Raw genomic sequence first — 26,732 nt, forward strand, 5'->3', positions numbered from 1 at the left:
GGTTTTAATCGATTTAGCGGCTTGCTTCGCAAACGCTTCAAGTTCTTTCTTATTCATAGTCTGCCTATCCTAAACCCTACATGGGTATTAATGATAGGCAGTTACACAGATTTTGTTACAGGGTCCTAAGGCTTTAAACACATATATATTCTAACAATTACCAACATTAATTATTGTTTGAGCTAACTTCTAACGTCATTTTATCTGTGGAGCCAGCTCTTATATTATACATCTCGTAACCAATTTCTCTGATCCCATTAACTAAACCGTAATGAGGGAAGTCAGTACCTGATACAATTCCGTTATTCCAGTTTTCGCCATCTGGTCTACCGGCAGGTGATTCGTCAGTATATTCAAACCAATGCGCTCCTACTATCTGTGGGTTTACAAGCGCACTTTTTATGTATTCAATGTATCTTTCACCACGATGTGCTTGATCGCGAGCACTAACTATTTGCCCGCCGAATCCTCTTGTGTCAGTGGCTTGAAAGTTGAATTCGCCAATAATCAGGGGGCGATCAATATTATTGGGTAATAGCAAGCTTTCTACAGTTCCTTGATACGCATTGTAGCTGACGACATCGACGTAACGAGCAGAAGCTTCTACAGCAATGTCATTACGCCAAGCAAAACGAACACCTAAATACAGTTTATTAGGTGCGACTGTTTTGAGTGCTTGTTTAATGGTGCGAAAGTATTGCTCACACAATCTTCGATAAAAAGGTTCTAAATCAGGGCGTGCTCTATTTACATCTAAGTCAGCCACGTCTTGGGTATTTAGCAAGTTTTCCCATGATTGATATTTTGTTCCCCAAGCCGCATTTAATGCCTGTATGTTCCTGTGATTAGTTTTTAAATCATGAATAAACTCTTTTTTGGCAGATTGATCCGCTGGACTCGCTAACACTGCTAAGGCTAACCCTGTAGTGTCACCCCAGCCCATCTCATTGTCTACATAGAATCCGATATTCCAAGGATCGGTTTGTTCTTGTTGATACTTTTCGAGCGCTTTACTTATGTGCTTAGGCCAGTTTGGATCAAACACATCTGGAAATTGTCCCCAATATCCTGCTGAACCTTTAATTGGTTTTGCTCCGTGCACCCAAACGTGAGTGGTGTAAGCAGTTTTTTGTTGGCGATATATGCTAGGATCGCCCCAAGCTGCAATTGTATTCATACCCCAACTACGCAATCGCCTATGTGCCATTTCTGCGAACTTTTCTTGCCAATCGTCACCATATTTACGCTGTAAATTTGCATCGTGAAAGTCAAACATCATAAACGGTAGGTGATCTTTGTAAAAACCATGGGGAGCCCAGCCTTCGTTCAAGAAATAATGTTTAGAAAATTTATTACCTTCTCGTTCAGGTAGCCATTCAAAATAGTTTTCTCGGTAATCAACACCGGTGTGCCCCGTAAAATCGGTGGCGACAATATCAGGACCTGCTGACCAGAATAATCGACCTTCAGGGTCGACTAGCCACCATTTCTCATTTAATTTTGTGACTCTAAAATGACCTGTAGCCTCTAGTTGAGGACCATTAATCCATCCTCCGTATTTATTAAAGCTTTTTGGACCAGGAAATTGAGCAAGGTCTCGTTCTTCTTGTTGTTTTTGCTGAGCAAAATCCTGATCTGTGTTTACCTTATTTGGCCAAGTGGCGTGAATAAATTGGCCATACTTATCTATAAAAGGCAAAAAATCTTCAACAGGCATTTTTTGCATAGCACCTTCAACACGGATACTGTTGACGGAAAAGCTGGCTGATTTATCGGGAGCAACAGCTATGACACTAATCTTATTTACCTCATTTAATGGAAATAAAGCTTGCCCAGGTTTTTCACGTAATCCTCTCACATTTATCGGGGGATCTATCATCCATTCTGTATTGTACAGGTCTAAAGAAAGCGATTTTCGTTCCCCTGGTTGAACAAATTGATAGAGTTTATGCGCCCAATTTTTGTTGGTACCAGCTGAACTTGGTGTATCTGCACGTAAACCTAAATGAAGTGTTGTCATGCTAGTATTAGTGACTTCTACTTGAATTGATCGCCAATTAGTAAGATCCCATCCCTTTTTAGAGGATAAAAATGCAACCCCCGTGTGCTCGCTAGTTTCGCCAATGTTAACTTTTATACCCTGTGTATCAAACTTTACTTTTGCACCATTAATGCTTTGCATCGCACTTGCAAAACTAGGCTCTAGCTTAATTAAATTTTGCGAAGCAGCTGATACGTTTCCTTGGTTAATTGCTTCTTGTTCCAGTAGCTGCTCAGACATAACAAAACATGACACAAGCAAGTTGATTATACCCAAACAGTATATAGTAAAAACCTTCATTACAAACCCCTGATATCGTTATCATAATTTAACTAGAGTAAATCAACAAAACTATTCGATCAAGTATTTAATGATGGTTATAAGGACCAACGTTAAGTTTATTTAAGCTACATTTTCCCCCTCTCTATCATTGTAAATAGTTTACAATTTTCTAGTATTCCATATTGATTACGGCAATACTTCTATGTTATTTTGATAACGATATCATGAATATTTTGATTTATAATAGGAATCCAAATGATTAAAAATAAAAAACTAAATTACATTTTAAAGCTAACGCTTGTATCTGCTTCTTTTTTACTTAGCGCTTGTAGCTCGACTGCAGTTGCAGAAGTAAATAAAGCTGAAATCAGCACCTTAGAAGAAGCGAAAGTGACAGGATTGAGATACAACAATGTACATGTGCTTCAATTAGAAAAAACATTAAAGTTATACCGAGAGATTTTAGGCTTTGAGCTGATAGGAGCTGAAGTATTAAAAGGTGCTCTTTCTGGCATGTTAGTACTAAAAATAAAAGCTAATGACTACACCATGACATTAACTGTTACGCCACCTCAACACATGCATACTTTAGGTCCTATTGGAAACACCAACCATAATCACTTTATGTTGATAGTTAACGATATAGCCACAATAGGCGATAAACTTAAAGCTGAAGGCTATGAATTAGAAAACGATAATTACGCTCAAGATCTTTATACTTTTTTTAAAGGCCCTAATGGAGAAATTATTGGTCTATCAGCCTGGCAAGATTAATTTTAACATTCTGACTATTTAAAGTAAGACAAATGAGGCTGTCCGACAGCTTGAGAAAATATACAAAATACATTAGCCTTTGTAGGTTTTATTAAGGTTAGATAGAAGTTTAATAATATTATGGGTCGAATCAACAAAAAATCTCGAATAAAAGATGTAGCTAAACTCGCGGGCGTGTCAAACATGACTGTTTCTCGTGTTTTGAACGGAGTGGTTAAGGTAAGTGAAGATAAAAGAATAGCGGTATTAGATGCGGTAAAAAAGCTCGATTACAAACCAGATGCAGCGGCGCGCCGTTTGGGTGGACATAAGTCTTACATGATTGGATTGTTGTACCAAGATCAAGACAGTTCTTACGTCAGTAAGTTTTTATTGGATGCATTAAAGAGCTGTCGTGAACACAGTTATCATTTAGTCCCAAATGAAATTGATAATGATGCTAATCGTTCACTCAAATCAGTAGTTAATTTAATTGAAGGTTCACAAATTGATGGGGTGATTCTATTACCGCCAACAAGTGACAATGTACAAATAATAGACTTACTTCAACATCATAAAATACCTTTTATTCGTATAACACCTGATGGTCATTTCGATTTATCCCCCTACATTAGTATTGATGATTATTTAGTTGGTTTTACCATGACTGAGCACTTAATTTCTCAAGGTCATAAAAAAATCGCTCATATTATGGGGCATAGCAAGCAAGGCTCTAGCCACCTGCGCTGTCAAGGATACATGGATGCATTAACTAAACATAATATAAGTGTGCCATCAGAATATGTTGAACCAGGATTGTTCACCTTTGATTCAGGGTTGAGTGCTGCTCGAAAATTATTAAGTTTAGCAAATAGACCGAGTGCAATTTTTGCGTCAAATGATGAAATGGCGGCAGCTGTTATTCTTGTCGCAAATAACCTAGGCATAAAAGTACCACAAGAACTCTCTGTCGCAGGGATTGACGATACTCAGTTGGCAGTCACATTGTCACCAAACTTAACCACAATTAAACAGCCGATAACTGAAATGGCTAACTTAGCCGTGCAACTATTGATTGCCGAAGAAAAAGGTAAAATAAGCGAAAGTAAGTATAGAAATATACTGCCATTCAAACTTATTGAACGTCAATCTGTAGCTGCTTTTACAGAATAACCGTAGAAGTTAATTAGCAGAAATTGCTACGTGTAATGCTTTTTCGGTTTTTATGTTTAATACCTTAACATGATAAACAAGTGTAGTAATTTATGAAAATAACCAAAACGTTAGACCACTTAGATGCCAAAGTTGCAATAACAGCAATTGAAGCAGAATTAATAAAAAGAAAATTAGATGCAGCTATCGCTGTAGCTGACTCAAGTGGTGAACCCCTTGCACTGCTTCGAGTTGGAAATGCTGCATTACCCACCATCAATATTGTAATGAATAAAGCATGGAGTGCCGCCAGAGATAAAAAGCCCACAAAAGAAATTGGCAACGAAGTAAAAGATAAACAAAATAGTTTTGATATTGCTTATTATGGTGATCAACGTTTTGTTGGCTGGGGAGGTGGCTTACCTGTTTTTAACGACAATCAAGTTGTTGGTGCTGTAGCAGTAAGTGGCTTACCCGAAGCGATTGATATGGAACTGGCACAAATCGGTTTGTGCGCAATAGAAGCTCAACTAAACTAACCTAAACTAGGAATAATTTCAGTTCCTTGATGACGCTTTATTTATTCTTCCTAACTAAACACAAAACATTCACCTCAAAGTTAGTTTCCACCTAAAAAGAATATTGTTAATTCTTTTTTAGGTGGTTAAATTTCATATTAAAATTTAATTTAAACAACTCCTTTATCTAAAGTTAAAATTAACCTAATTTATGTAGTTAACTATAAATTACTAAGAAGCCAACATGTTATTGGCTTCTTAGTTCGTAACTAATAATTATTCGTCAACAAGCTGCCACGTTCTTACCCAATCAACATACATTGTATTTATATCATTATTTGATAGGTGCGCTTTATCTGGTACACCACCGACCCAAGGAGAGTTTTCTGTCCATAGATCCCATATAATATGCTGTTCTAACGTAAAATCTTGAGTGGTATTGATGCGGCCAACGGGTTCACCATTTAAATAAAACTGTACGTTATTTTTGTCTTTCCACCATGCGCCAAATACATGGTAGTCTTCATTCCAAGCAATGTTTTTAAGTGAGTTATTGCTAGATAAATCTTTTCTATTGTCCGAATCACCAGAGCGGCGTTCGGTTATTTTATTTTTTACTATGAAATACTGCGAAGCCATGTGCCATGGGTAATCCGCATAGGTGAATTGGCCATTGTCACTTACTCCTGTGTATGTGGGTCTTGCATTGTTTTCTATAATGTCAATTTCATCTCTATTGTCAGCATCGCCATTGTTAAGCCAAAAAGTATTGTATGCCGAAATATATGCCGCTTTAATTCGGCTTTCTGTATAAAGTGGAAATTTTACTCGGCCAATAGACATAATTCTTGCGGTTTCAAACCAGCGTTCATTTGTTTCATGATCGGGAGCTAAAGTTGCTTGTAGCCACAAATTACCATTTGATACCCCAGAATTATCAGCTTGATTGCTATTTGGTACTCCATAATTCCAAAATGATTTCATCCATTTTGTCGTATCAAACCCATTGTTAAATTCATCTGAAAAGTTTTCTAACTTTTGCCATTTTTTACCCATGGGCGTTGTGTTTGAAAAAGTGATAAAGCTAGGCAAACTAGGATTTGCGATATTTACATTAATTGTATTCCCCGCGTAAACACAACCGGTAGCATCGGCAATATCATTTATTGCCGTATTATTACATTGATCTAAGTCGTCAGTTATACCATCAGAATCCGAATCTTTTTGTGCTAGAGCACACCCTTGTGAGTCTACTGTTGTATTGGCTGCTGTGTTACTACAATTATCAACAAGGTCAGCAATACCGTCATTATCACTATCGTAATTAGTGTTTACCTCAGCCACTCGAATAAAAGTAAGATAATCAGTATTGAATTGAAAACTAGACTCTCCTACACCTATCATACGTATGGTGTTAAGCCCTTTGTGCCATATATTAAATGTGTTAGTACTGGTAAATTTTTCGTATAATTCCCAATCCCCTGTATATATATTAGTAACCCCAACGGATGACAAGCCTGTTTTTTTCGCATTTGTCACTAACAGTTCTGCGGCGGCGTTATTTTCCGGTGAGGAGGCTCTGTAGGTAATTTGGTATTCGCCAGGTTGGTCTATATCTATAACGAACTCAATAAAATCCCCTGAATTAAACCAGTTAACAATATCGCCAGTACCTGTTTGAATATCTCCATCTCCGCCACTATTGCTAAAAGTTTCAGCTTCAAGTGTAAAATCACCACTAACTGCAACCGCATTTGATGGTGTTGGAGTTGGTGTCGGCGTCGGGGTTGGCGTCGGCGTCGGGGTTGGCGTTGGCGTCGGGGTTGGCGTTGGCGTCGGGGTTGGCGTCGGTGTTTCAGCACTACCACCACCGCATGCCGCAAGCAAATTTATTGAACATGCGAGTAACATGGCGTATTTAATGTCTTTCATAATGGGGTTCTCTGGATTAGTGGTAGTTAGCTATTAGCAAACATAGATTTTATTTTTGCCATTTGAATCTGGAATTTTAAGCTGGTGCTGTGTGAAATCGTTGGAGACTCAATTTTTCCTGCGTTTATTTGGTTATGAGCTTCCATAACTTCATAAATATAGCCTTGAGTGGTTCTGTCATCGTTGAATGTATCGACACAGACTTCGTTTTGATAAAACTCACAGCGGGTTGCTCTAAACGCATTTGGAATACGAATATAGCCCTTATCACCCACAATATAAGCAGAATTAGCTAACCAACATTGAAATGATGATGCTAGAGTCGCTTTAACATCGCCATAATCGGCAATGATGATGACATCTTCATCTACCCCATTTGGCGCGTTAGTGTTAAAAACATGTAGATTGCTAATGTCTTTCTCTAAAAAATACCACGCTAGCGCAAGTGGATATATGCCAACATCAAACAGACTGCCACCTGCAAGCTCTGCATTGTATTCACGGCAGTCTGGTGAATACGGCATTTGATAACCAAAATCTATTTTTATGTGTTTAATTTCGCCTAAACGTCCGCTAACAATCCATTCTTTGGCTGTTGTTATCGCAGGTAAAAAATATGTCCACATTGCTTCCATTAAAAATACATTATGCTTTTTGGCGAGTAATATTAACTCTTGGCACTGTTCAGGGGCTGTCACAAGAGGTTTTTCGCACAGTACATGTTTACCTGCCAAAATGGCATCTCGTGCATTAGTGTAATGACAGGTATGAGGTGTTCCTATATACACAATATCTACTTCAGGATCTGCAAAAAGCGCTTGGTAGCCTTGGTAAGCTTTTTTGATTGAAAACTGCTCAGCGAATGTTTGTGCTCTATCTAAATTTCTTGCGGCCACCGCCTGTATTTCAGCATCAGGAAATTGTATTAAATCACTACAAAACTTATGAGAAATTCTCCCTGAACTGACTATACCCCATTTTAATTTTTTCATTTTTTCTCCTTTTATATAGATCCATAATTAAAAATATGACCAAGTCCTTTTGGTCTATTTAGCTAAGCAATACGCTGTAGCAATGTGAGTGTTAATTAGATTTATTGCGGTAAAGCTTCAGTGGTGCTTTGGCTTTTTTTGTATTTTACGGGTTTGGTTAGTGGCCGGTTAAATCTGTGTGGGTATAAAGACTGATTAAAATCTTTGGCCATTTCGACCATTTCTGGGTAAGGTATATCTGCAACATTGACAAAACCAACATTGTAGGACTCACCGTCGAATGCTCGGCCAGAAATTGGCGAGTCTAGATATTGAAACCAGTGCGCACCTACAAAGTTGTCATGGCCAGATACACTGTCCATATATACTCGATATTTTCTGGCACGGTCTTTCTGATCAGCTGCATACAATAATCCAGGGTGCAATAAACCAGAATCGCTAGTCGCGCCAAAATGGTATTCACCGATAATGGCAGGCAAGTCTACCTTACGTAAAAACTCCCATTCAAAAGGTTGCAAACCTTCATCGTAAACATTAAAACTTAATACATCAGTGTAAGTTGTTGCAGCTTTGATAGTTTCGTCTGGCATACCCCATGTCGCCATACGAACTCCCATGTACAAATGATTAGGTAATACACGCTCAATAGCATTATGTACAACGCTAAAATAGCGATTCGATAACATTAACAGCATATGCGACAAATCAGCTTCCAAGGCTTCATTATAAGAGGAAAATTTCACCCCTTTTTTAAGCGCAGAAAAATCAGCAATATTCGTGTTCCAAGCAGCATTTAATGCCCCTATGGTTTTATATTTTTTGACAACGTATTCACTAAAAGCGTTTTTTGCAGGGCTGTTTTTAGCATCCATTGCCATAGCTGCGACAGGAATAAAGTATCTATGCTCTACCGAACCTGTTCTATACCCCCAAGTTTTTTCGTTATCAACAAAAACACCTACACACCAAGGTGACGCTTTAATCTCTTTAGCGATTTGATCTATGGTCAAGTTAGCTCTACGTTCAAATTCTGGATCAAACACATCAGGCATGGCATGCCAAATTTCTTTTCCTGTTTTTATTTCTTTAAAGTCGCCAATAATCCAACCATTTGCAAAGTAAGGTACCTGTTGATTTGGATAAAATGCTGGGTCAACCCAGTTCCCCATCGAGGTCATTCCCCAATCAAGCATGCGTGTTAGTGTATTTTGTTGCCACTTTTCAATAAAGTTTTCAGGTCCGTATTTACGCTCCAAGTTTGCTCGATAAAAACTAAAGGTTTCACCATGAGGTAAAGGACCACCATGAAACGAACGTCGATAGCTATAATGTTTTCCTAAAGGTTCCTCATGGCTTGGTAACCATTCAAACAGATTACGGCGAGTTTCATTGGCAAGATAGCGAGTAGCTTGCACTTTTTTTGGAATATCTACTTTACCAATAGAATCTTCTGGTGTTAACTCTTCAGGATCTCGATAGCGAATAGCATCATCTTTAAAGTCCATACCTGTTGTTGTAAACATGTTTGCCATACGCACGTTGGCTAAACCGTTGGAAAAAAACAGGTAGCCGTCAGGATCGACCATCCACCATTTTCCCTCTACTTTTTCTGTTCTAAAGAACCCTGTTGCGGCTAATTTAGGGCCATTTTTCCAACCACCAAAGCGAGATCTATCAGCAAAAGGTTGGCTGCTGGCTAAATCATTAATTTCTTTATTAGAAACCTCGGTAAATTCTTCTAAAGAATGAACTTTTATTGGGAAGTCTCGTATCGCATTTTGGCCAAATTCATCAACAATGTTTTCAACAAAGCTCTCATCGTAAGGTAAGTTTTTACGCAACCGAATATTATCAACTAACAAATGTTTATTTGCCATATTAGTGCGGGTATTTAAGCTAATACGGGTTACACTGTCATTCGGCATATAATAATTACCGTAAATTAAAATAAACATAAGATCATCAGTCGCCCAAGGTTTGGGGTTTTCACGCATCCCTGTGCCTATATTCCAAAAAATGCCATCTACCGGTGCAAATAAAGTATGTTTTTCACCTTTAGGAATAACTACATGTCTATGCAATTCGGAGCCTGCAGAGTTAATAGACAAAAATAACTGAACACTTTCATCACCTGTATTTTCAACATCTAAAGCAATATGATATTCGTTATAAATACTCCAATCTTGTGGTGTATCAAAATCCATATGTACACCGCTATACCGGGCGGAATCTAAAAACTCAATTGACAAAGCCTTACCATTTTTTGCTGATACCGTCTGAAAGTTTGCATTTTCTCCTGTAAGTTTTAGTTTAACCTCGTCAAAATCTGCCAGCATTTTAAGTGTTTCAAATTGACTACTTGTAGTAGAGGTACTTCCTCCTTGGCTCGCAATATTTCGTTCAATTGACTGAGGTTGATCGCAACCAAATAACACAGTCAATAAGCATATGGATGCCAACTTATTCAAATTAATCGTTTTTAACTTCACACCTTAACTCCAATCTTTTATAGAAATTCAACTAACAACCAAACTGTAAACTGTTAACAATATTATTTGACACCAATAACTGCTAGTTGTTATAAATACATTCTTTGTGATATCGATATCACAAGAATACAATAGATGTTAACAAAAGATCAACGATATTTTTGAGTTGAATTGTAACAGGTGAACTTAGCAAGTTCCGAATACGCCTGATCTTATTAAATATATAAAAAACAATATCTTGTTTGTTTTTGTTTGAGTTTCGCTTTTTAAGTTCAAGTCTTTATTAATGTATAACGAATGACTGATAACTTAAATTTCGTCTAGATTAACAAGCATTTCATGATATTTTCATTAAAGTTAAAAACTAAGGAAAATCAATAGTTATGATTATCTATAAGCCTACAGGCTCAAAACCTTTAATTGCTGCTACAGCTATATGCTTGATAGCAAGTTGCTCAGGATTTAAGTCAAACGAAGATAGCCTTAATAAGTTAAAAACAGAAGTTCCTCTGTTTACTTTTGAAGATGGTAAGGTGCCAAATACGTTTTCTGCCGAAAATTCATCTTTGCAAATTGTCCAAGGTGAAAACGCATTAGAAGGCCAACACGCTTTAAAAGTTGGTTATAATACTAAAGAAAATAATACCGCTTTTTTTACAATATCGCCTGAATCTGCCTTTAATTGGGGGGACTATAAAGACTTTCATATTGCATTTGATGTTAAAAATACTGGTACAGAATCTGTCGCCATTAGCTTAATAATGGGGGATATCGACGGTGGATTTTACGAGCGAGGTTTTGTCGCCCCGGTTGATGAAAAGATCACAGTTTACGCAAAAATGGATGGCCATGATCAATATCGCCCCGCCTGGGCAACGCCAACAGAATTCAATTTTGAATCAGGTTTTCGCTCTAACCCAGTTACTTGGGAGTCAGATGACAAACAGGTGTATAACTTTTGGGGAAAAATTGATTTAAATACTAAAGGAATTACCTATATCACCTTGCAAACATCAGGTTTATTAAGCGATAGAGAATTCATAATTGACAATATTCGTTTGCGCCCAAATCCAAAAATGAATAAAAATTTTTTAACAGGATTCATTGATAAGTTTGGTCAAAATGCACGAGCTGAATACCCATCTAAAATTAAATCAGATGAACATTTACGCCAAGTCGCGCTAAAGGAATTGCAAGATTTAAATGGCGAGCCTATGTCAGATCGGTCTAAATTCCAAGGTTGGAAAAATGGACCTAGATTTGAAGCAACAGGTTATTTCAGAACAGAAAAAATTAATGGAAAATGGGCTTTAATTGATCCTAAAGGTTATTTATATTTTTCTACAGGCACGTCAATTATTCGTTTATCCAACTCATCAACCATGACAGGTTATGATTTTGATCAAAAATATATTCCAAAACGTACTGCCGATATGACCGTTGCGGAAGATGATCAACCATTAAACCCTGCACCTAAAGAAGCATTGCCAAGCCGTTATGTATCTAGCAAACTTCGCGCTGATATTTTTGAATGGTTACCAAGCTATGATGACGAATTAGGTAATCATTTTGGTTATCGACGTGATGCTCAAAGTGGCCCATTAAAACGTGGTGAAACCTATAGTTTTTATAGCGCTAACCTAGAACGACGCTATGGAGAAACCTATCCTGAATCCTACATGGATACTTGGCGCAGTGTAACTGTGCGTAGGATGTTGGATTGGGGCTATACCTCGCTAGGCAATTGGTCTGAACAAGGCTATTACGGCAACAACAAAATTCCTTTTGTCGCATTTGCTGACATAATTGGTGAATTTGGTACAGTTAGTAGCGGTTTTGATTTTTGGCATGGTGTGCCCGATGCATACGATCCAAGGTTTTATGAACGAGCAGTTGCAGCTGCAAAACATGTAGCTAGCCAAATTAACGCTTCTCCTTGGTGTATGGGTATCTTTATGGATAACGAACAAAGCTTTGGCAGAGGTCCATCTGATGAAGGTTACTTTGGTATTGTATACAACACATTACAACGTGATGCTAAAGACGTTCATGCAAAAGCTGCCTTTACACAGTCAATGAAGAAGAAATACCAAACCATTGATGCGTTAAACAAAGCTTGGGATAAAAACATAGCGTCATGGGATGCATTTGCAGCAGGTATAGATTCAAGCTTTAAAACCGAGCAACAGAGAAAAGACTACTCTCAATTGTTATATGAATACGGTGTACAATATTTTGGTACGGTAAATAAAGCGCTTAAATCTGAATTACCAAACCATTTATACCTTGGCTCGCGTTTACCTGAGTGGGGCAAACCTATTGAGATTGTTAAAGCGGCCGCAGAAAACAGCGACATTATTACTTACAACATATATCAAGAAGGTTTAGCTGCGAGTGAATGGGACTTTTTAAAAGAAGTAGACAAGCCTGCATTAGTAGGTGAGTTTAGCTATGGCGCAGATGATGCCGGCCATGTCCATCCGACTTTTAAAATCGCCGCTGACCAAGAAGATCGTGGACATAAAGTTAAGCGTTATTTTGAGTCCATTATTGATAACCCATACTTTGTAGGGGCGCATTATTTCCAATATATGGACGGCCCAATAGCAGGACGTGCCTACGATGGTGAAAATTATAATGCAGGTATGGTAAGTATTACCGACGTACCTTACGAACCAATGGTCAGAGCTGTTAAACAGGTAAATAGCGATCTATATGAACGTAGATATGGTTACCTCAAAAGCAAAAAATAATAATAGCTTTTAACCGTTTGATTTTGCTCCTTGTACAAAGTTTGTACAAGGAGCAATTTCGCTTCTACTCATTTATTTTATTCTTAATACGTGAGTGGGAAAGACGACCCAAATCCCAGACCCAGCTAGATGAACCAACCATTTTTTATATGACAGATGTGGATTTAAATCCAATTCAAGCCAAAATAGAAATAACACCTGAAAGCTCAAAACACCCCAGTATCCAACAACGTATTCAGACTTTACTACTACAAACCTGACGAGCCCATCATTACACTTTATTTAAAAACACCAAGGCTATCTGGTATTTTTGTCGAATGTAATTTATTAAAATTAGTGGTTTAGCTACAAAAGCCCTGCTTACAAAAATTCAAAATGAAAAAATTGTATTGTCATTCATATGATTATTGAGAGAAAAAAGTCTAGATAAGTTATTTGTATTAGCTAGGTACTGTTGAGCTTTGATGAATGGTTTGCTGCCAATTGTGCGGTATTAATACAATTAATTAAGCACGAATGTAAGGTAGTTGTTCTACCTTAATAAGTGATGAGCCGTGGAGATGCCACACAAACGCTGCCGAAGGGTTCCGCCTAAACGCTTTTTACTCTTTGCTGCTGATTTTTAAATTAGCCCTCAATTCTTTTAGCATAGAGGTCCTACACAAAAAATATCGGGAATGTATTTAACAGCTTCGCAGGCATTAGCGTAAGGTAGGATGAATGCTTGCAGTAAACTAGCGCCTCAATTATAAAGCGATTAATTTTAACCAAATTTATATACCAAAGCTCAACAGCCTCTAATAAAAAAGCCTATCAAGGATTACTTGATAGGCTTTGTTTCAAATGTTCTTTATTTAGACATCTTTAATTCATTGGGAGGGTTCATTATGGCGCGGCATAAACTCTCACGTTATCAATATAGTACTGAGCGTTTGTACCACTTAACACTATATTCAATGTTGTTTCTGAATTTTGCCAATCAACGTCTGCATTGGCACCTGTCGCTTCATTTAAGAAATCAATACCGTGGGTTTCATTTGCACCAGAAATGCTTGATGCTGATCGGGTGATTTTTCCACCTGTCGATTGAAACTCAACGTGATAGCTGGTGTTCGTACCATCTACACCGTTTACATGTTGTATATCTAGCTCTACAACATAGCGACCATTTACTTGAATAGCACCTGGTTTCATTGGTAATTTAACAACAACGTCATCCGCTGTTTTACCTGTTGTATCTACCATCAAGCCAAAATTTGAACCATCAAGAGCCGCGGCAGCATCAATAGAGACTGTACCGCCCCCTGTTGATTGAACCACCGCAATATCATCTTCAAACAAGCCAGCTTCATTAGCAACTATGTCGCGGTTGTTATTCGCAGTATGTGTGTACAATTGCACGTTATCTATCATAGGATCCCCGTTTGGAATACTATGCCAAGCTTCTAATATGGTAAGTGCAGAATTTTCCCCCACTAATGCAGCATGATTTCCACCCGCTCGTGTTGAAAAAGGTATTTGCAATTCAACCCATTGATCAACAACTACTTGAGAGTCAGGACGTATTCCACTCCAAAAAGCAGTACCATCATAACCTCCACCATGAATAGTGAAAAACGCACCAGCTGGTTCAAAGTTTTTGTACATCATGTTTAAGAAATAGATTTTATCTTCTTCAAGATCAGGGAACCAAGCATTTGGAATGGTAACAGAACCATCACCAACCATGGAAAGACCATAGCTACCTTCATAAGCACCAGCGGTGTCTATTGCTGGTGCAAATGCGCCAATCCATCCATTTGATTGAATCCAATCAGAGCCATCGACAGGTAAAGCACCAACTTTTTCTGGGTCTTCAAAATCCCAGTTTACGCCAGCTGCTGCTATTAAGTTGGTTTCTTCGCCTTTTACGGTTATTTCAACTTTACGTTTTTCATAGCTAACCAAAGAAGTCGAGTCTATATAGTCAACCATAAAGGTAAACACTTTTTCTTCATTAACATTTACGTGACTAGCAAATGCATGTGGATCTAACACTAAGTTACTTCCGTCAATAGACCAAGCATATGCAGGCACATCACTACCGGCAACTACTTCATTGATGCTGAATGAATCATTTTCCGGATCTTCTACCCCTTCGCTTAAATCGAATTGAGTAAAATCATCAATCTCAGACATGGCACCAAAATAAATGCCGCCTGTTGCAGCTGGCGGATTTTGCTCGTATAAACCTTGAATACGAATTTCAGCCGTTAGTGGAACTAAGTTTTTACCGTCAGACAAGTTATAATTAAATTTCAAAACTTGCTCGGTTTGCCCTTCTAGCACGTCTTGATAAACAATCGGATTAACAGTTAATAAACCTTTTTCACTATCAAAGCTATATGCACCCGATAGATAACTATCTTCTGCAGTAAAATCTTCAATGATAAGTGTTTGTGATCTTGCATTACCAGCATAGAGCTCTTCAAATCCGACTACACCTAAGTGCTCTTTAATATCATCCAACTGCGTATTATCAGCATCTGTTGCACCTTTTAACAAGTTGTATACAACAGTTGGCGTTCTTTCTGTTGGGAAAGCAACTATTGTGTTACCAGCAACAGGCGCTGAGCCATCACCGTCAACTCTTACTGTTACTTTACGATCTACATCATTAGTACCATCGGTATAAGTCACCATGTAAGATATTTCAGCATATTCGCCTTTATTTAACAGAGGTCTAAATTCACTTGGAGTTACTTTTATTCTGTTTCCTTGCAATTGAAAACCGTAAGTTTCGTCGCTATACATAGGTAAACCAGCGACAAATGCTTCACGTTGTTGGCGAATTTCCTCAGCTTCTGCTGGTGTGGTGTTTTCATCGATTACGCCACACTCATCAGGATAGGCCAAAGCTATTACATCTTTTAAACAATCAGGACCAGAAAAAATTGGCGTGATGTTTTTAATACGAACTCTGTCATATGTGTCCGGATCGTAAACACCTTCCATTAGATCGATGTAGGTATAGTTTAACGACGTGGCTAGCGAATGGGTACTAGCAAACTCTATGTCGTTCTCTGAAAATGTTTCAGCTATATCACCGGATACAACAGGCGCTACACCTGTACCTGACTGTTTGGCATTATTATCTTCTGAGCTGCTACCACCACAAGCGGATAGTGCGAGCGTAACAGTTGCAGCCAAAATTGTTTTATTATATATTTTCATTGATTTAATCCTCACAATTAGAAGCTTACTCGTAGATCTAAACGATAAATGCGTCCGGTTTTATACTCAGATTGTGTTCGGCCTGTGTAAGCGTCACCGTCAAGGGCATTACCTTCATCAAAATAAATCTTGGTAGGCTCACCATTATCATTGAGTACTTGTTCACCATTAGCATCAAGCTCATAATCCCCTAAATGTAATAGCCTACTTGTAAAGTAGTTGCGGGTTAGGGTGTCTGTTAAGTTAAGCGCGTGTAATGAAACTTGAATAGCGTCACTGACTTTATAACTGGCAGAGAAATCAAATGTGCCATTGCCTTCTCGCCATAATGCTCCAGCCCCCCAAGAACGTTGGATTAACTCATCTGACTTACCGCGGTAAGATAAACGCAGCTGATGTCCATCTTGCTCCCAAAATACGGTGGTGTTATAGCTATGTTTTGGGGTCCATTCACGAGGGAATACAGGTAATAAATCACCGGTAATTTCGTTATATTCAGTGTCGGTTTCAGATTCCTGATAGGTATAGTTTGCCTGTAACCCTAAACCGCCCCAAATTCCAGGTAAAAAGTCATAGGTTTGGGTGTAGCCTAGCTCTATACCTTTGATGGTCGCACCTTTACCATTGCGTAGTCGATTTACGACAAATGAAGCACATTTTTCAAGCAACTCTTCATTGGTAACACCAACAGTGTCTATATCACCTGACTGGAACCAACCTTCTTGTGTATGCGGAGCTTGTGCTCGATTTGGCATACAATGCCCCATAAAGCTACCATCAGTGCTTCTGTCTGCATTAAATGCCTCAACCAGTTGTCCTTCCGAACGTAGTAAGCTAGTTGAATCATAACCTTGACTAAAATCGATTAAACGTAAATCATCGATATAACTTCTAAAGTCTTCTTGTTCTTCAAAGTTTGACATTTTTTTGTGAAACAAAGCCATGCTAACCATACTAGTTTGGTTGAAATACCACTCAAATGAAAAATCTAAGTTATTAGATTCTTGTGGCATTAGTTTAGGGTTAGATAACGATACATTATGATTTCTAGGACTTCCCCAAGCATCTTCAAACATTTTAAAACCAGGGTTCAATGAATCAATTCTTGGACGTGACATGGTTTTAGAAGCCGAAAAACGTGCGATCATTTCGTCAGATATTGCCCAATTTACATTTAAACTAGGTAAATACATGTCATAGGTATTATCACCTGTGGTTGCAAATGAAGGCTTAGATCTGTTATCAGATGAAGACGCAATGTTATCGTCTGTCAGTGTTGAACGAACACCATCAAAAAAGTGAAAGTTTTTAGATGTACTAATATCAGCATGACGCGCCAAATTAACCCAAGAGGAACTAGCTGAAGGATCTCCATTGTAGGTATCTGTGTACGGGTCGTAACATACATCACCTGGTTGCATACTTGCTGGTAATGGTACGTCATCTGTGTATACGTCTGTTCCGTCTAAATGCTTTGATGTACCATTTAGATTCCAGCCATAACCATCGAATCTATGATAGATATATGCTTCAGGAGCAGGGTTTTCCGGTAATGTGTACGTATTTCCATTAATGTCAGTGTATGGTCCTTCTAACGCAACAGGTTCTATACCCCCACCACATAATGGATTTTTGTTATTTCTCACTTGTAACATGTAAAAAGGATCAAATATTCGGTGTGAATTTAAAGGGTCAGTCATAAACTCAGCACTTGAATAACCGTAAGAGTCTACATCCGTTTTTACATAACGTACGCCTATATCGCCCGTTAAATTATCGGCTAGTTCAAACTTAAATTTTAAGTAGGCTGCCGAATTTTTAAGTGAAACACCACGTGTCCCAGAGTTATCAACTAATTGTTCAGCATTTACTGAGCCTAAGGCTTGCTCTAAAGCAAGAACAGGATCAACTAAAGGCCAGCCACTAGTGATTGAGTCTGAGTTAGGGTTGTTACCATAGCCAATATTGGCTAAAAAATTATCTACTGGGAAAGGCTCAGATGATGCTACCTCAGAGCCGCGTATGTCATTGATTGCACCATTTGGTCGTAAAGTACGAGTACCAATTGCGACACCATCATTGTCAAAAATAGTAATACTTGTACCTTGAAGCACTGATTCAAAGCGTTTAGATACGATACTTATGTCCTTGTCGCGCTCCGAATATTTTGCCCCAAATTCAATTTTTGTTATTGGCCCTAAATCAAGTTCCCAGTCAACATCAATAAAGCCAGTTTTTTGTTCATCTTTTATGTCTGTAACGTTACGCCCTAAATAGCCAATATGTGTAGTTGCTCGGTCCCTTGGGTTAAAGCCAGTTGCTGCAAAATTATCACCATCATCAGCTACATTACCTTCATATGCTATGCTATCACCGTATTGGAATTCACACTTACCACCAAGGCAGTCGTAACCTACAGGTTGGATACCTGTAACAGGCGTACCATAAGCGCCCGCCTTAGATAAAGCTGAAGCTGGAATTGAATTCCATGTAGCCATATTGATAAAAGTTGACGGAACTGAAACTTCTGTTGTTTTAGCGGTATTTATACCAACATCAACTTTAATAGAGTCAGTGATATATTGACTCAGGCTAAGTTGTAATGTGGAATTTTCAACATCGCTTCCACCGAAATTTGAGTTGTAACCACCATCACCAAAACGCCCCAGCTGTTTTACCAATGTGTGGTTATTGTCTACTACCCACCAATCTTCTTGTGGATCTGAAAAAGGCGGAACCCACTTACCGTAGGTAGGAGATACATGGTGTTCGATACCTTCTTGAAAATTAGGTTGATCTGAACGTGGGCGAATAAATACCCCGTGCGACACGTTAACGCGCTCTTGTTTACTGTAGTTTGCATCAAACGAAATGTCAGTAGAATCTGTTGGTCGGAATTGTAAAACTACACTTCCACCATGACGATTTCTTTCATCTAAATTTAAGTCGTACTGTAAATTACTATATGAAATAGCACGGGTGTTAGTTAAAAGGTTACCATCCAAATCTTTCGCTCTTGCTACATCAATTGCTTGAATTTGGCCTGGTCCAATAAAAAATGAATCACGACGCGTTTTTTGCGTTTCTTTAAACGCAGTTACTGCTAAACCTAATGTATCATCTAAAAATGTTTCAGTTAAAGTGCCTGATATTTTGTAGTCACCTTCTTCTGAATAATCGTTGTACCTTGCTTGAGAAGTAAAGGTACGGATGTTTTCAGATTGTTCTAATGGTTTAAGTGTTGACAAGTTAATAGTTGCACCTAGTGCCCCTTCGTCATGGTCTGCACTTGGAGTTTTTACAACCTCAATTTTAGATAAAATATCAGCAGAATAGCTTGATAAATCAACCGACTGACTCGTATCATTACTCGTAAGCTGTACCCCATTTAGGGTGATAATATTTTGATCCGGGTTTGCACCGCGTACGGAAATCTTTGTTCCTTCTCCATTTTCAGTTTGAACAGATACACCTGTAACACGTGAAAGTGCATCCGCAATGTTTTGGTCTGTTGATTTTCCGATATCTTCAGCGAATATTGAATCAGTAACGTTTGATGAATAACGTTTATTATTCATCGATTTTAATACACTGCCTCGATATCCAGTTATTTCAATAGTTTCAATTGTTTCGACTGGATCTTTTTCTTCTTGTTCAGGCTTTTTATTTTCAGCTGCAAAAGTTTGCATACAGCAACTTGAAATAATTGCTAATGACAGTGCATTTAGCTTAAAGCGATCTCGTCTTGTTTTCATGCCATACCCCCCATAAAGGATGTTCTTAAAATAGTTTCTCCTTGCAACAAAATGACAATAGTAAAATGTTAACAAAAATTACAAGGCAAATTCATTCTATTAACAAAAATGATACAAGTAAACACCTTTATCATCGCTTAATTTTCAACCTATTATTTACGAAAAAATAACTACCCACACAAAATAAAATAATAAATAAATAAAATCAGCATCTTACATAAATCAAAAAACAATAAAAACAAACACAAATACCACAAAAAAATAATTATGATATCGATAACACTTCCCCTAAATCTTGATATCGATATCATAATTATTATTTAATCCGAGTATCAGGAGAAACTTAATGAAGGAAAATGGTGAATGACTTTTGGAACTTTTTGCGTTGTGATTAGAGAACGAATTAACAATCTAGCACCGTATATTATCGATGTTAAATTGTTAATTTTAAAATATAATCCGAGATGTATTCTTTAGATATTTTGAAATAAATGACAATATTGTTTATTTATTTTATTTATTTGGGTGATTTCTGAATTTAACTTAGCTGAAACTTGTTTGTCTAATTTATTCGCATAAACACCTACGCCTGCCAACATAGCGTGCCAAGACATAGAGCTATAATAATTTGTGATGCTTTGATTTTCTAATTCTGCTCGCAAATCTTCGCCTGATATCCAAGTGTGCATGATACGTTGCAATGATTCAGATATATTTTGGATATTTCTAGCATCTTTCCAATACTGAGAGTCATGGCGAGAGTTTGATAGATAATGTAGTAATACATAATCTTTAATTCGATCAAAACCGAAATTAGTTTGTTCATTATAAAAACTTTGATATTGATTTGTGAAATTTCCTTTCTCAAAATAATGGATAAATTGTTCTATAGTATTTTGTATAAGGTGAAGACCTGTTGCTTCTAACGGTTCGACAAAGCCTTGAGATAAACCTACAGCCAAACAGTTTTTATACCAATGCTGAGTTAGACGACCAATTCGCATTTTTAAATGTTTAGCTTCAACATCATGCACTTTACCAGCTAATTTAGCTCTTAGTTCCTGCTCTGCTGATTCAGCAGACTGATGCGATGAACTATAAACATAACCATTTCCAATTCTATTACGTAATGGTATGCGCCAGGCCCAGCCGTTACTGAACGCTGTCGATACCGTTTGAGACATTTCTTTACTGTTCCTTTTTGAAGGTAAAGCGATTGCAGAATCATTGAGTAGTTCTTTAGAATAACTATGAAAAGGCACTCCAAGAGTTTTATTTATTAATAAGGATTTAAAACCAGTGCAATCAATAAAAATATCACCTTCAATTGTTTGTTGATCATCTAAGTCTAACTTTTCGATATCACCGGCAAGATCCGTTTTTACTTTTTGCACATGACTTGAAATGTGCCTAACACCAAAGCTTTGAGCATTCTTTTTAAGCATTTGAGCAAGTAAACTTGAGTCAAAATGATATCCGTATAAATTTGTAGCTGTTGATTGTTTTTGTAGCTTTGAAATTTTAAATTGTTTAGTCAGCTCAGTGACAACAAAGAAATTATCTGGATGTGCATGAATATTGTAACCATTCCTGCGTAATATAGTACTGTGCTCAAAAGCCGTAAGGTTTTCTTTATCAAAGTCAGAATGAAATGGATGAAAGTATTGTTGATAGCCTGGCACTGTTGACCAATGACTAAATAATATCCCATTTTTATACGTTGCATTACACTTAGGCATCCACTCATTTTCATCAATACCTAATTGTTTAAAGAATCGTTTTAAATATGGTGTTGAACCTTCTCCAACTCCTATAGTTGCAATGCTTGGCGATTCGATCAACGTAATATTGGCTTTATTTCGCCACTTGGTTGCAAATAAATTGGCGGCCATCCAACCGGCAGTTCCTCCACCTACGATCACGATTTTCATGGTCTTAAACATATTTTTGGCTAATTAATCTAATAGAGTCTATCTATTATGAATATCTCATTGTGGAATTTAGTTCAATGTAAAATTTATTTTTCTAAAGTTCACTTGCCATTATGAACTTGTAATGTAATACCTATCTTTTTTTGACCTTCTCCATATTATTCCATTGTATTTTCACTTTTATCCTTAACTAAATAATAGATATATTAAACTTCTTTCATATCTTAAAGTGTAAATTTTAATAGAAACTATTCCTGCTAATTTACGCATATAGCTAGCAAAAATAGTCACATAAAAAATCGTTGATAAGGAAAAACATGCTGGGTAATTCATTAGAAACACATAGCTTACAGTTTTTCCGAAATACTAAACATGAATCAAGTTAACAGTCTTATTTGGCAATACACTATTTGTTGTTAAAAATTTAATTGCAATTGTTTCACTCCTTTTTAGTTTACTGTATATTGTTAACTAATATTTAAATTTAATTATTATAATTTATAGGTAAACAAATAAAATGAGAATACCTAAACTACCTTTAACACCTATCATATTAGCCGCAAGTTTATTATCTGGTTGTACAATAACTCAGCAATATTCAGCAGAAAATGATGATTGGTCGGCTATTCCACTGCCTGCCAATATCCAAGCAAAGGGGCAATGGCAACTTAAACAAAATAATAGTGATAACTTTAATTATGTTGGTAAAAGCGAAGCGTTTTATCAAAAATGGCACGACAACCATATAAGAGGTTGGTTAGGGCCTGGCGCCACATATTTCAGCGCTGAACATAGCGATGTTAAAAACGGCTTATTAGTATTAAGTGCAAGCCCTGTCCCCACCCACAAACAAGGAAAAACAATCGATTACGGAAATTTTAAATCTAAAAAAACGATTTATGCCGGTTTTGTTACCGCAAAAGAAAACATTGAATACCCGGTATATGTTGAAGCTAGTTTAAAAATTTCTCAGTTAGCATTGGCAAACAATTTTTGGATGTTAAGTGACGATGACCGTAATGAAATTGATGTTACCGAAACATATGGTAATACAGTTAAGTCCGCCTCACATATGTCTTCTAACTATCACATATTCAAACGTGATCCAAAAACCAATGACATGCTAGGTGATTATGGCCATAAACAAGGCTTTCATGAAACACCTGATAAAGCAGTATTTTATCAAAACTTTCATCGTTTTGGCTTTTATTGGCAAAGCCCAACTTATATGGAGTTTTATTTAGATGGCAAATTAGTCAGAACATTATCAACGGACGATGATTTAAACGATCCGGAAGGTAAATTTATGGATCGGGCTATGCGCATAATTTTTGATATGGAAGATCACGTTTGGCGTGCTAGAAAAGGAATTACTCCTAACACTGCGGAACTAAACGATAAGAGTAAAAACCGTATGTATGTTGATTGGATAAGAACTTACAAGCCAGCTAAATAATATATAAAGCTAAAAACACACAATGAACGATGCCTGTTTCAAAAAATAATGAGACGGCATCCTGTTCCAACAACTTGTCATGTAAATAACGTTAATAATTTCATCTGTTTTCCTTGACCCCTTTAGCAATACGATTGTTTTGCAAATTCCAACCTGACGATCTGGCTTGTGCTAATGACGATAATAGAGCTAAGCTAGCCACGATAAATGAAGTTAACTTCATGGATTAAATACCTTAAGTATGAATAATTAATACTTGCTCTACAATTGTCACTAGATATCGGGCTACGGAGAATATGCTAATTCTAGTAATTAGACTGGGAGCAGCTGCTGTTTTTTCTCATGCTCTTCATTAGACAAACCATTTTTGATATATCTTCTTATCATTTCAAGATTTTCACACCTATATATAATCTTAAAATCCGTATTAATGCTAATATCTATTTTGCTCACCCCGTAAATTACTAACAAAAACAATAATTCACTAATAAATTAAAGCGTTTTGCTAATAAATGTGATATTTTTCATCGTATAGCTAACGCTAGATTATAAAAATATTGTTCACAATTTTATGAACCATTCAAATGAGCTAAACCATGATAAGAATAATCAGTAGACCTTTACTATATATAACCCTTTGTTTACAGCTAGGCTGTAATTCTCCGACTGACAGTGAAGATGTACATTCAGCTAATTCATCAGAAAAACCAAGTAAAACTGACAATTCAAAAGGTCATAAACATGGCGACGGATACAAAAAAAATCTAGATAAAATTGTTGGTCTTTCGCCACAAGCATCTCATGAAAAAATAGTAGTTCAAGATGGTTTTATAACAGAGCTTGTAGCTCATGAACCAACAATTGAAGAACCCGTATTAATGACCTTTGATGGTAAAGGCCGAATGTATGTCGCTGAAATGCTGACTTATATGCAAGATGCAGACGGTACAGGGCAAATGACCCCTGTAAGTCGTATTAAGCGACTTGAAGATACTAATAACGATGGTGTAGTTGATAGTTATACGGTATTTGCTGAAAACTTACTTTTACCTCGCATGATTTTGCCACTTGAAGATGGAAAAATATTAGCCCGAGAAACCAACACCTTTGATTTATTATTAATTGAAGATCTAGATGGTGATGGTATATCAGATAAACGCACCACCATTTTTGAAGGTGGCCCTCGCGGCGGTAATTTAGAACACCAGCCAAGCGGTTTAATTTGGGGAATTGATAACTGGTTATATGTTACTTATAGCAATCACCGCTTCCGAATAAAAAATGGCAAAATAACACGTCAAGAAATACTCTTCGGCGGAGGACAATGGGGTCTTGGGCAAGATGAAACTGGACGTTTTTATTATTCTTCCGCTGGTGGAGAAAACCCTGTATTCGGCTTTCAGTTTCCGAGTGTTTACGGGATAATTCCTATTAATGGTGAAACAACTGAAGGTTTTAACGAAGTATTTCCGATTGAAACAACGCCTGATGTACAAGGTGGTCCCAAACGCTTAAGAGAAGATAAAACCTTAAATCACATTACGGGTATTGCCGGTCAAAATATTTACTTAGGCGATAAACTCCCAGAGTTATATGGAAACTATATTGCACCTGAACCTGTAGGCAACTTAATTCGCCGCGCTGAAGTAGTACGTAAAGATGGTTATACCACGATTAGCCATCCTTACCAGGCAGAACGTAAAGAATTTATTGCATCAACTGACACAGCATTTCGCCCAGTTTGGAGTGAAACAGGCCCAGACGGCACACTTTATATTGTTGATATGTATCGTGGGATTATTCAAGAAGGAAACTGGACTAAAAAAGGTTCATTTCTAAGAAAGGTAATCGATAAATTTGGCTTAGCTGATATCATTGGAGGTGGTCGAATTTACCGCATAACTAAGCCAGAAATCAAATTAGGCGCAAAGCCTAATATGTACGCCGAAACCCCCATTGAATTAACCAAACACTTATCACATGCAAATCATTGGTGGCGTATTAATGCGCAAAAATTCATTGTGCTTTCACAAGACAAATCAGTAGTACCAGAACTTAAAAATATAGTTAAAAACCATAAAAATAGCCATGCACGTTTACATGCGCTTTGGACATTAGAAGGACTAGAGATAATCGATAGAGACTTATTAGTATCAGCTTTTTCTGACACTGATAGTAATGTCCGTACCGCAGCCTTAAGAATATCTGAGCAGTTAGTCAGTAAGTCAGATAAGAGTATCATTGATGTTTGGCAATCACTGATCTCAACAGCTGATATTGAACTAGCACAGCAAATCTTCTTATCTACCTTCTATGTTGATACGCCAACTACACAGCAAAGCAAAATCCGTAAACAAATTTTGGCTAAATATCCTGAGCATAAAAGCATAGCAGCGATTAATCAGGCGATTTCATATCAAATAAAGGAAAAAGAAAAATCCATCGCTTTAGCTAAAGGCAACAAAGAATTAGCAATATCATTAAAGCGTGGCGCGCAAAACTACAATTCATTATGTGCAAGTTGTCATGGCAAAGACGGAAAAGGCACACCTGCAGGTGAACAGTTAATTGCACCATCATTTCATAATAATGATCGTGTTAATGGTAATTTAGCCAGTCTTGGCAGTATTGTTATACATGGCTTAACGGGGCCTATTGAAGAAAAAAATTATGTTGGTGGCATAATGGCTTCAATCGCATCAAATGACGACCAATGGATAGCTGATGTATTAACCTATATTAGAAATAATTTTAATAACAAAGCTTCCATGGTTACCGCAAATCACATTAAAACACTTAAAGCCTTAAACAAAAGAAATACTCCATGGACAATAAGTGAATTAAACCAAACCTACGGGAATGAATTAACCAATAAAACTCAATGGAAATTTAGCGCTAGCCATAATCCTAAAAATTTCGACGCTTTGATCGATGGCAAAGCAGATTGGGCTAAATGGGGAAGCGAAAGTTTACAAGAAATAGGTATGTGGTTGCAGGTGGAGTTGCCCGATGTTTATCAAATTTCACAAGTTGTGATGGAATGTAACAAGTGGAAAAATCACTGTGCTAACGCTTTCGATTTAACATTTTCTATCGACGGTAAAAATTGGACAACCGTTGACTCAAATATTGAAAAAAGCGCAACTCGAGTAAGTGAAACGCTAGGTCAACAAGCTAAGTTTATTAAATTCACTCTTAAAAATGGTAGTTCTAAAGTGGCTTGGGCAGTCACTGAATTGAATATATTTGGTAGTCCAATAGAGTAACTTTATATATGTAAACGTATTTAAGGACAGGACGTCAAAATCTTCAACAACTACTGTAGATAAACATATTACTGAAGTGGCATAGTTAATTTGGCCACCTACTTAGAGGTGTTATCATGCACCTCAGTAAACGTTAGGTGACACAATGACTAAACCAAGAAAACCCAATTTCAGTCCAGAATTTAGATTAGAAACAGCA

Annotated in this window: 14 protein-coding genes; 6 read left to right on the forward strand and 8 right to left on the reverse strand. The window is 37.2% G+C overall.

Annotated features, from left to right (window positions below; genetic code table 11):
- Positions 1 to 166: 166 nt before the first annotated feature.
- Complete coding sequence (locus ACSLUO_RS17065) at positions 167 to 2,281, reverse strand: beta-galactosidase (protein ID WP_448250393.1); 2,115 nt, start codon at positions 2,279 to 2,281, stop codon at positions 167 to 169.
- Positions 2,282 to 2,578: 297 nt separating this feature from the next.
- On the opposite strand from ACSLUO_RS17065, the gene ACSLUO_RS17070 reads away from it, so the two are divergent.
- The 3 genes from ACSLUO_RS17070 (at position 2,579) to ACSLUO_RS17080 (ending at position 4,767) form a co-directional block, all read left to right on the forward strand.
- Positions 2,579 to 3,097, forward strand: a complete 519-nt coding sequence (locus ACSLUO_RS17070; protein ID WP_448250395.1) for a VOC family protein — start codon at positions 2,579 to 2,581, stop codon at positions 3,095 to 3,097.
- Between the two features lie 120 nt (positions 3,098 to 3,217).
- The gene (locus ACSLUO_RS17075) at positions 3,218 to 4,249 is read left to right on the forward strand and encodes a LacI family DNA-binding transcriptional regulator (protein ID WP_448250397.1); all 1,032 of its coding nucleotides are present in this window, start codon (positions 3,218 to 3,220) and stop codon (positions 4,247 to 4,249) included.
- Between the two features lie 92 nt (positions 4,250 to 4,341).
- Positions 4,342 to 4,767: a GlcG/HbpS family heme-binding protein gene (locus ACSLUO_RS17080; protein WP_448250399.1), complete on the forward strand. Its 426-nt coding sequence runs from the start codon at positions 4,342 to 4,344 to the stop codon at positions 4,765 to 4,767.
- A gap of 255 nt (positions 4,768 to 5,022) precedes the next feature.
- Here ACSLUO_RS17080 and ACSLUO_RS17085 read toward each other — a convergent pair whose 3' ends face one another.
- From ACSLUO_RS17085 to ACSLUO_RS17095, 3 genes are all read right to left on the reverse strand, one after another.
- Entirely contained in the window at positions 5,023 to 6,678 is a 1,656-nt protein-coding gene (locus ACSLUO_RS17085) for a carbohydrate-binding protein (protein WP_448250400.1), read from the reverse strand.
- 26 nt (positions 6,679 to 6,704) lie between these two features.
- Positions 6,705 to 7,670 carry a Gfo/Idh/MocA family protein gene (locus ACSLUO_RS17090; RefSeq protein WP_448250402.1) on the reverse strand — a complete coding sequence of 322 codons (966 nt, stop codon included), beginning with the start codon at positions 7,668 to 7,670 and terminating at the stop codon, positions 6,705 to 6,707.
- A gap of 101 nt (positions 7,671 to 7,771) precedes the next feature.
- Positions 7,772 to 10,159 (reverse strand): agarase, encoded by a 2,388-nt coding sequence (locus ACSLUO_RS17095; protein WP_448250404.1) that lies wholly within the window; start codon positions 10,157 to 10,159, stop codon positions 7,772 to 7,774.
- Between the two features lie 383 nt (positions 10,160 to 10,542).
- Here ACSLUO_RS17095 and ACSLUO_RS17100 point away from each other — a divergent pair, with 383 nt between their 5' ends.
- Entirely contained in the window at positions 10,543 to 12,912 is a 2,370-nt protein-coding gene (locus ACSLUO_RS17100; RefSeq protein ID WP_448250405.1) for an agarase, read from the forward strand.
- 885 nt (positions 12,913 to 13,797) lie between these two features.
- Here the strand turns inward: ACSLUO_RS17100 and ACSLUO_RS17105 are convergent.
- The 3 genes from ACSLUO_RS17105 to ACSLUO_RS17115 form a co-directional block, all read right to left on the reverse strand.
- Positions 13,798 to 16,125, reverse strand: coding sequence for a hypothetical protein (locus tag ACSLUO_RS17105; protein ID WP_448250407.1), 2,328 nt, complete (start codon positions 16,123 to 16,125; stop codon positions 13,798 to 13,800).
- A 17-nt stretch (positions 16,126 to 16,142) separates the two neighbouring features.
- Positions 16,143 to 19,880: a TonB-dependent receptor gene (locus ACSLUO_RS17110; protein ID WP_448250409.1), complete on the reverse strand. Its 3,738-nt coding sequence runs from the start codon at positions 19,878 to 19,880 to the stop codon at positions 16,143 to 16,145.
- A 473-nt stretch (positions 19,881 to 20,353) separates the two neighbouring features.
- Entirely contained in the window at positions 20,354 to 21,811 is a 1,458-nt protein-coding gene (locus ACSLUO_RS17115) for a tryptophan halogenase family protein (RefSeq protein ID WP_448250411.1), read from the reverse strand.
- A gap of 517 nt (positions 21,812 to 22,328) precedes the next feature.
- Between ACSLUO_RS17115 and ACSLUO_RS17120 the strand changes: the two genes are divergently transcribed.
- Positions 22,329 to 23,267, forward strand: a complete 939-nt coding sequence (locus ACSLUO_RS17120) for a family 16 glycosylhydrolase (protein WP_448250412.1) — start codon at positions 22,329 to 22,331, stop codon at positions 23,265 to 23,267.
- A 100-nt stretch (positions 23,268 to 23,367) separates the two neighbouring features.
- Here ACSLUO_RS17120 and ACSLUO_RS17125 read toward each other — a convergent pair whose 3' ends face one another.
- A complete protein-coding gene (locus ACSLUO_RS17125) occupies positions 23,368 to 23,490 on the reverse strand; it encodes a hypothetical protein (protein WP_448250414.1) in 123 nt (40 codons plus the stop codon).
- 373 nt (positions 23,491 to 23,863) lie between these two features.
- On the opposite strand from ACSLUO_RS17125, the gene ACSLUO_RS17130 reads away from it, so the two are divergent.
- On the forward strand, positions 23,864 to 26,533 hold the full coding sequence (locus ACSLUO_RS17130; RefSeq protein WP_448250416.1) for a DUF7133 domain-containing protein: 2,670 nt from the start codon (positions 23,864 to 23,866) through the stop codon (positions 26,531 to 26,533).
- Positions 26,534 to 26,732: the final 199 nt, after the last annotated feature.

It is taken from the genome of Thalassotalea agariperforans (genome assembly GCF_053470345.1).

What these genes read in the sequence shown, in the direction of transcription:
- ACSLUO_RS17065 (WP_448250393.1), bottom strand. Translation starts at nt 2,281, where the DNA reads ATGTCTGAGCAGCTACTGGAACAAGAAGCAATTAACCAAGGAAACGTA.
- ACSLUO_RS17070 (WP_448250395.1), top strand. Translation starts at nt 2,579, where the DNA reads ATGATTAAAAATAAAAAACTAAATTACATTTTAAAGCTAACGCTTGTA.
- ACSLUO_RS17075 (WP_448250397.1), top strand. Translation starts at nt 3,218, where the DNA reads ATGGGTCGAATCAACAAAAAATCTCGAATAAAAGATGTAGCTAAACTC.
- ACSLUO_RS17080 (WP_448250399.1), top strand. Translation starts at nt 4,342, where the DNA reads ATGAAAATAACCAAAACGTTAGACCACTTAGATGCCAAAGTTGCAATA.
- ACSLUO_RS17085 (WP_448250400.1), bottom strand. Translation starts at nt 6,678, where the DNA reads ATGAAAGACATTAAATACGCCATGTTACTCGCATGTTCAATAAATTTG.
- ACSLUO_RS17090 (WP_448250402.1), bottom strand. Translation starts at nt 7,670, where the DNA reads ATGAAAAAATTAAAATGGGGTATAGTCAGTTCAGGGAGAATTTCTCAT.
- ACSLUO_RS17100 (WP_448250405.1), top strand. Translation starts at nt 10,543, where the DNA reads ATGATTATCTATAAGCCTACAGGCTCAAAACCTTTAATTGCTGCTACA.
- ACSLUO_RS17105 (WP_448250407.1), bottom strand. Translation starts at nt 16,125, where the DNA reads ATGAAAATATATAATAAAACAATTTTGGCTGCAACTGTTACGCTCGCA.
- ACSLUO_RS17110 (WP_448250409.1), bottom strand. Translation starts at nt 19,880, where the DNA reads ATGAAAACAAGACGAGATCGCTTTAAGCTAAATGCACTGTCATTAGCA.
- ACSLUO_RS17115 (WP_448250411.1), bottom strand. Translation starts at nt 21,811, where the DNA reads ATGAAAATCGTGATCGTAGGTGGAGGAACTGCCGGTTGGATGGCCGCC.
- ACSLUO_RS17120 (WP_448250412.1), top strand. Translation starts at nt 22,329, where the DNA reads ATGAGAATACCTAAACTACCTTTAACACCTATCATATTAGCCGCAAGT.
- ACSLUO_RS17125 (WP_448250414.1), bottom strand. Translation starts at nt 23,490, where the DNA reads ATGAAGTTAACTTCATTTATCGTGGCTAGCTTAGCTCTATTATCGTCA.
- ACSLUO_RS17130 (WP_448250416.1), top strand. Translation starts at nt 23,864, where the DNA reads ATGATAAGAATAATCAGTAGACCTTTACTATATATAACCCTTTGTTTA.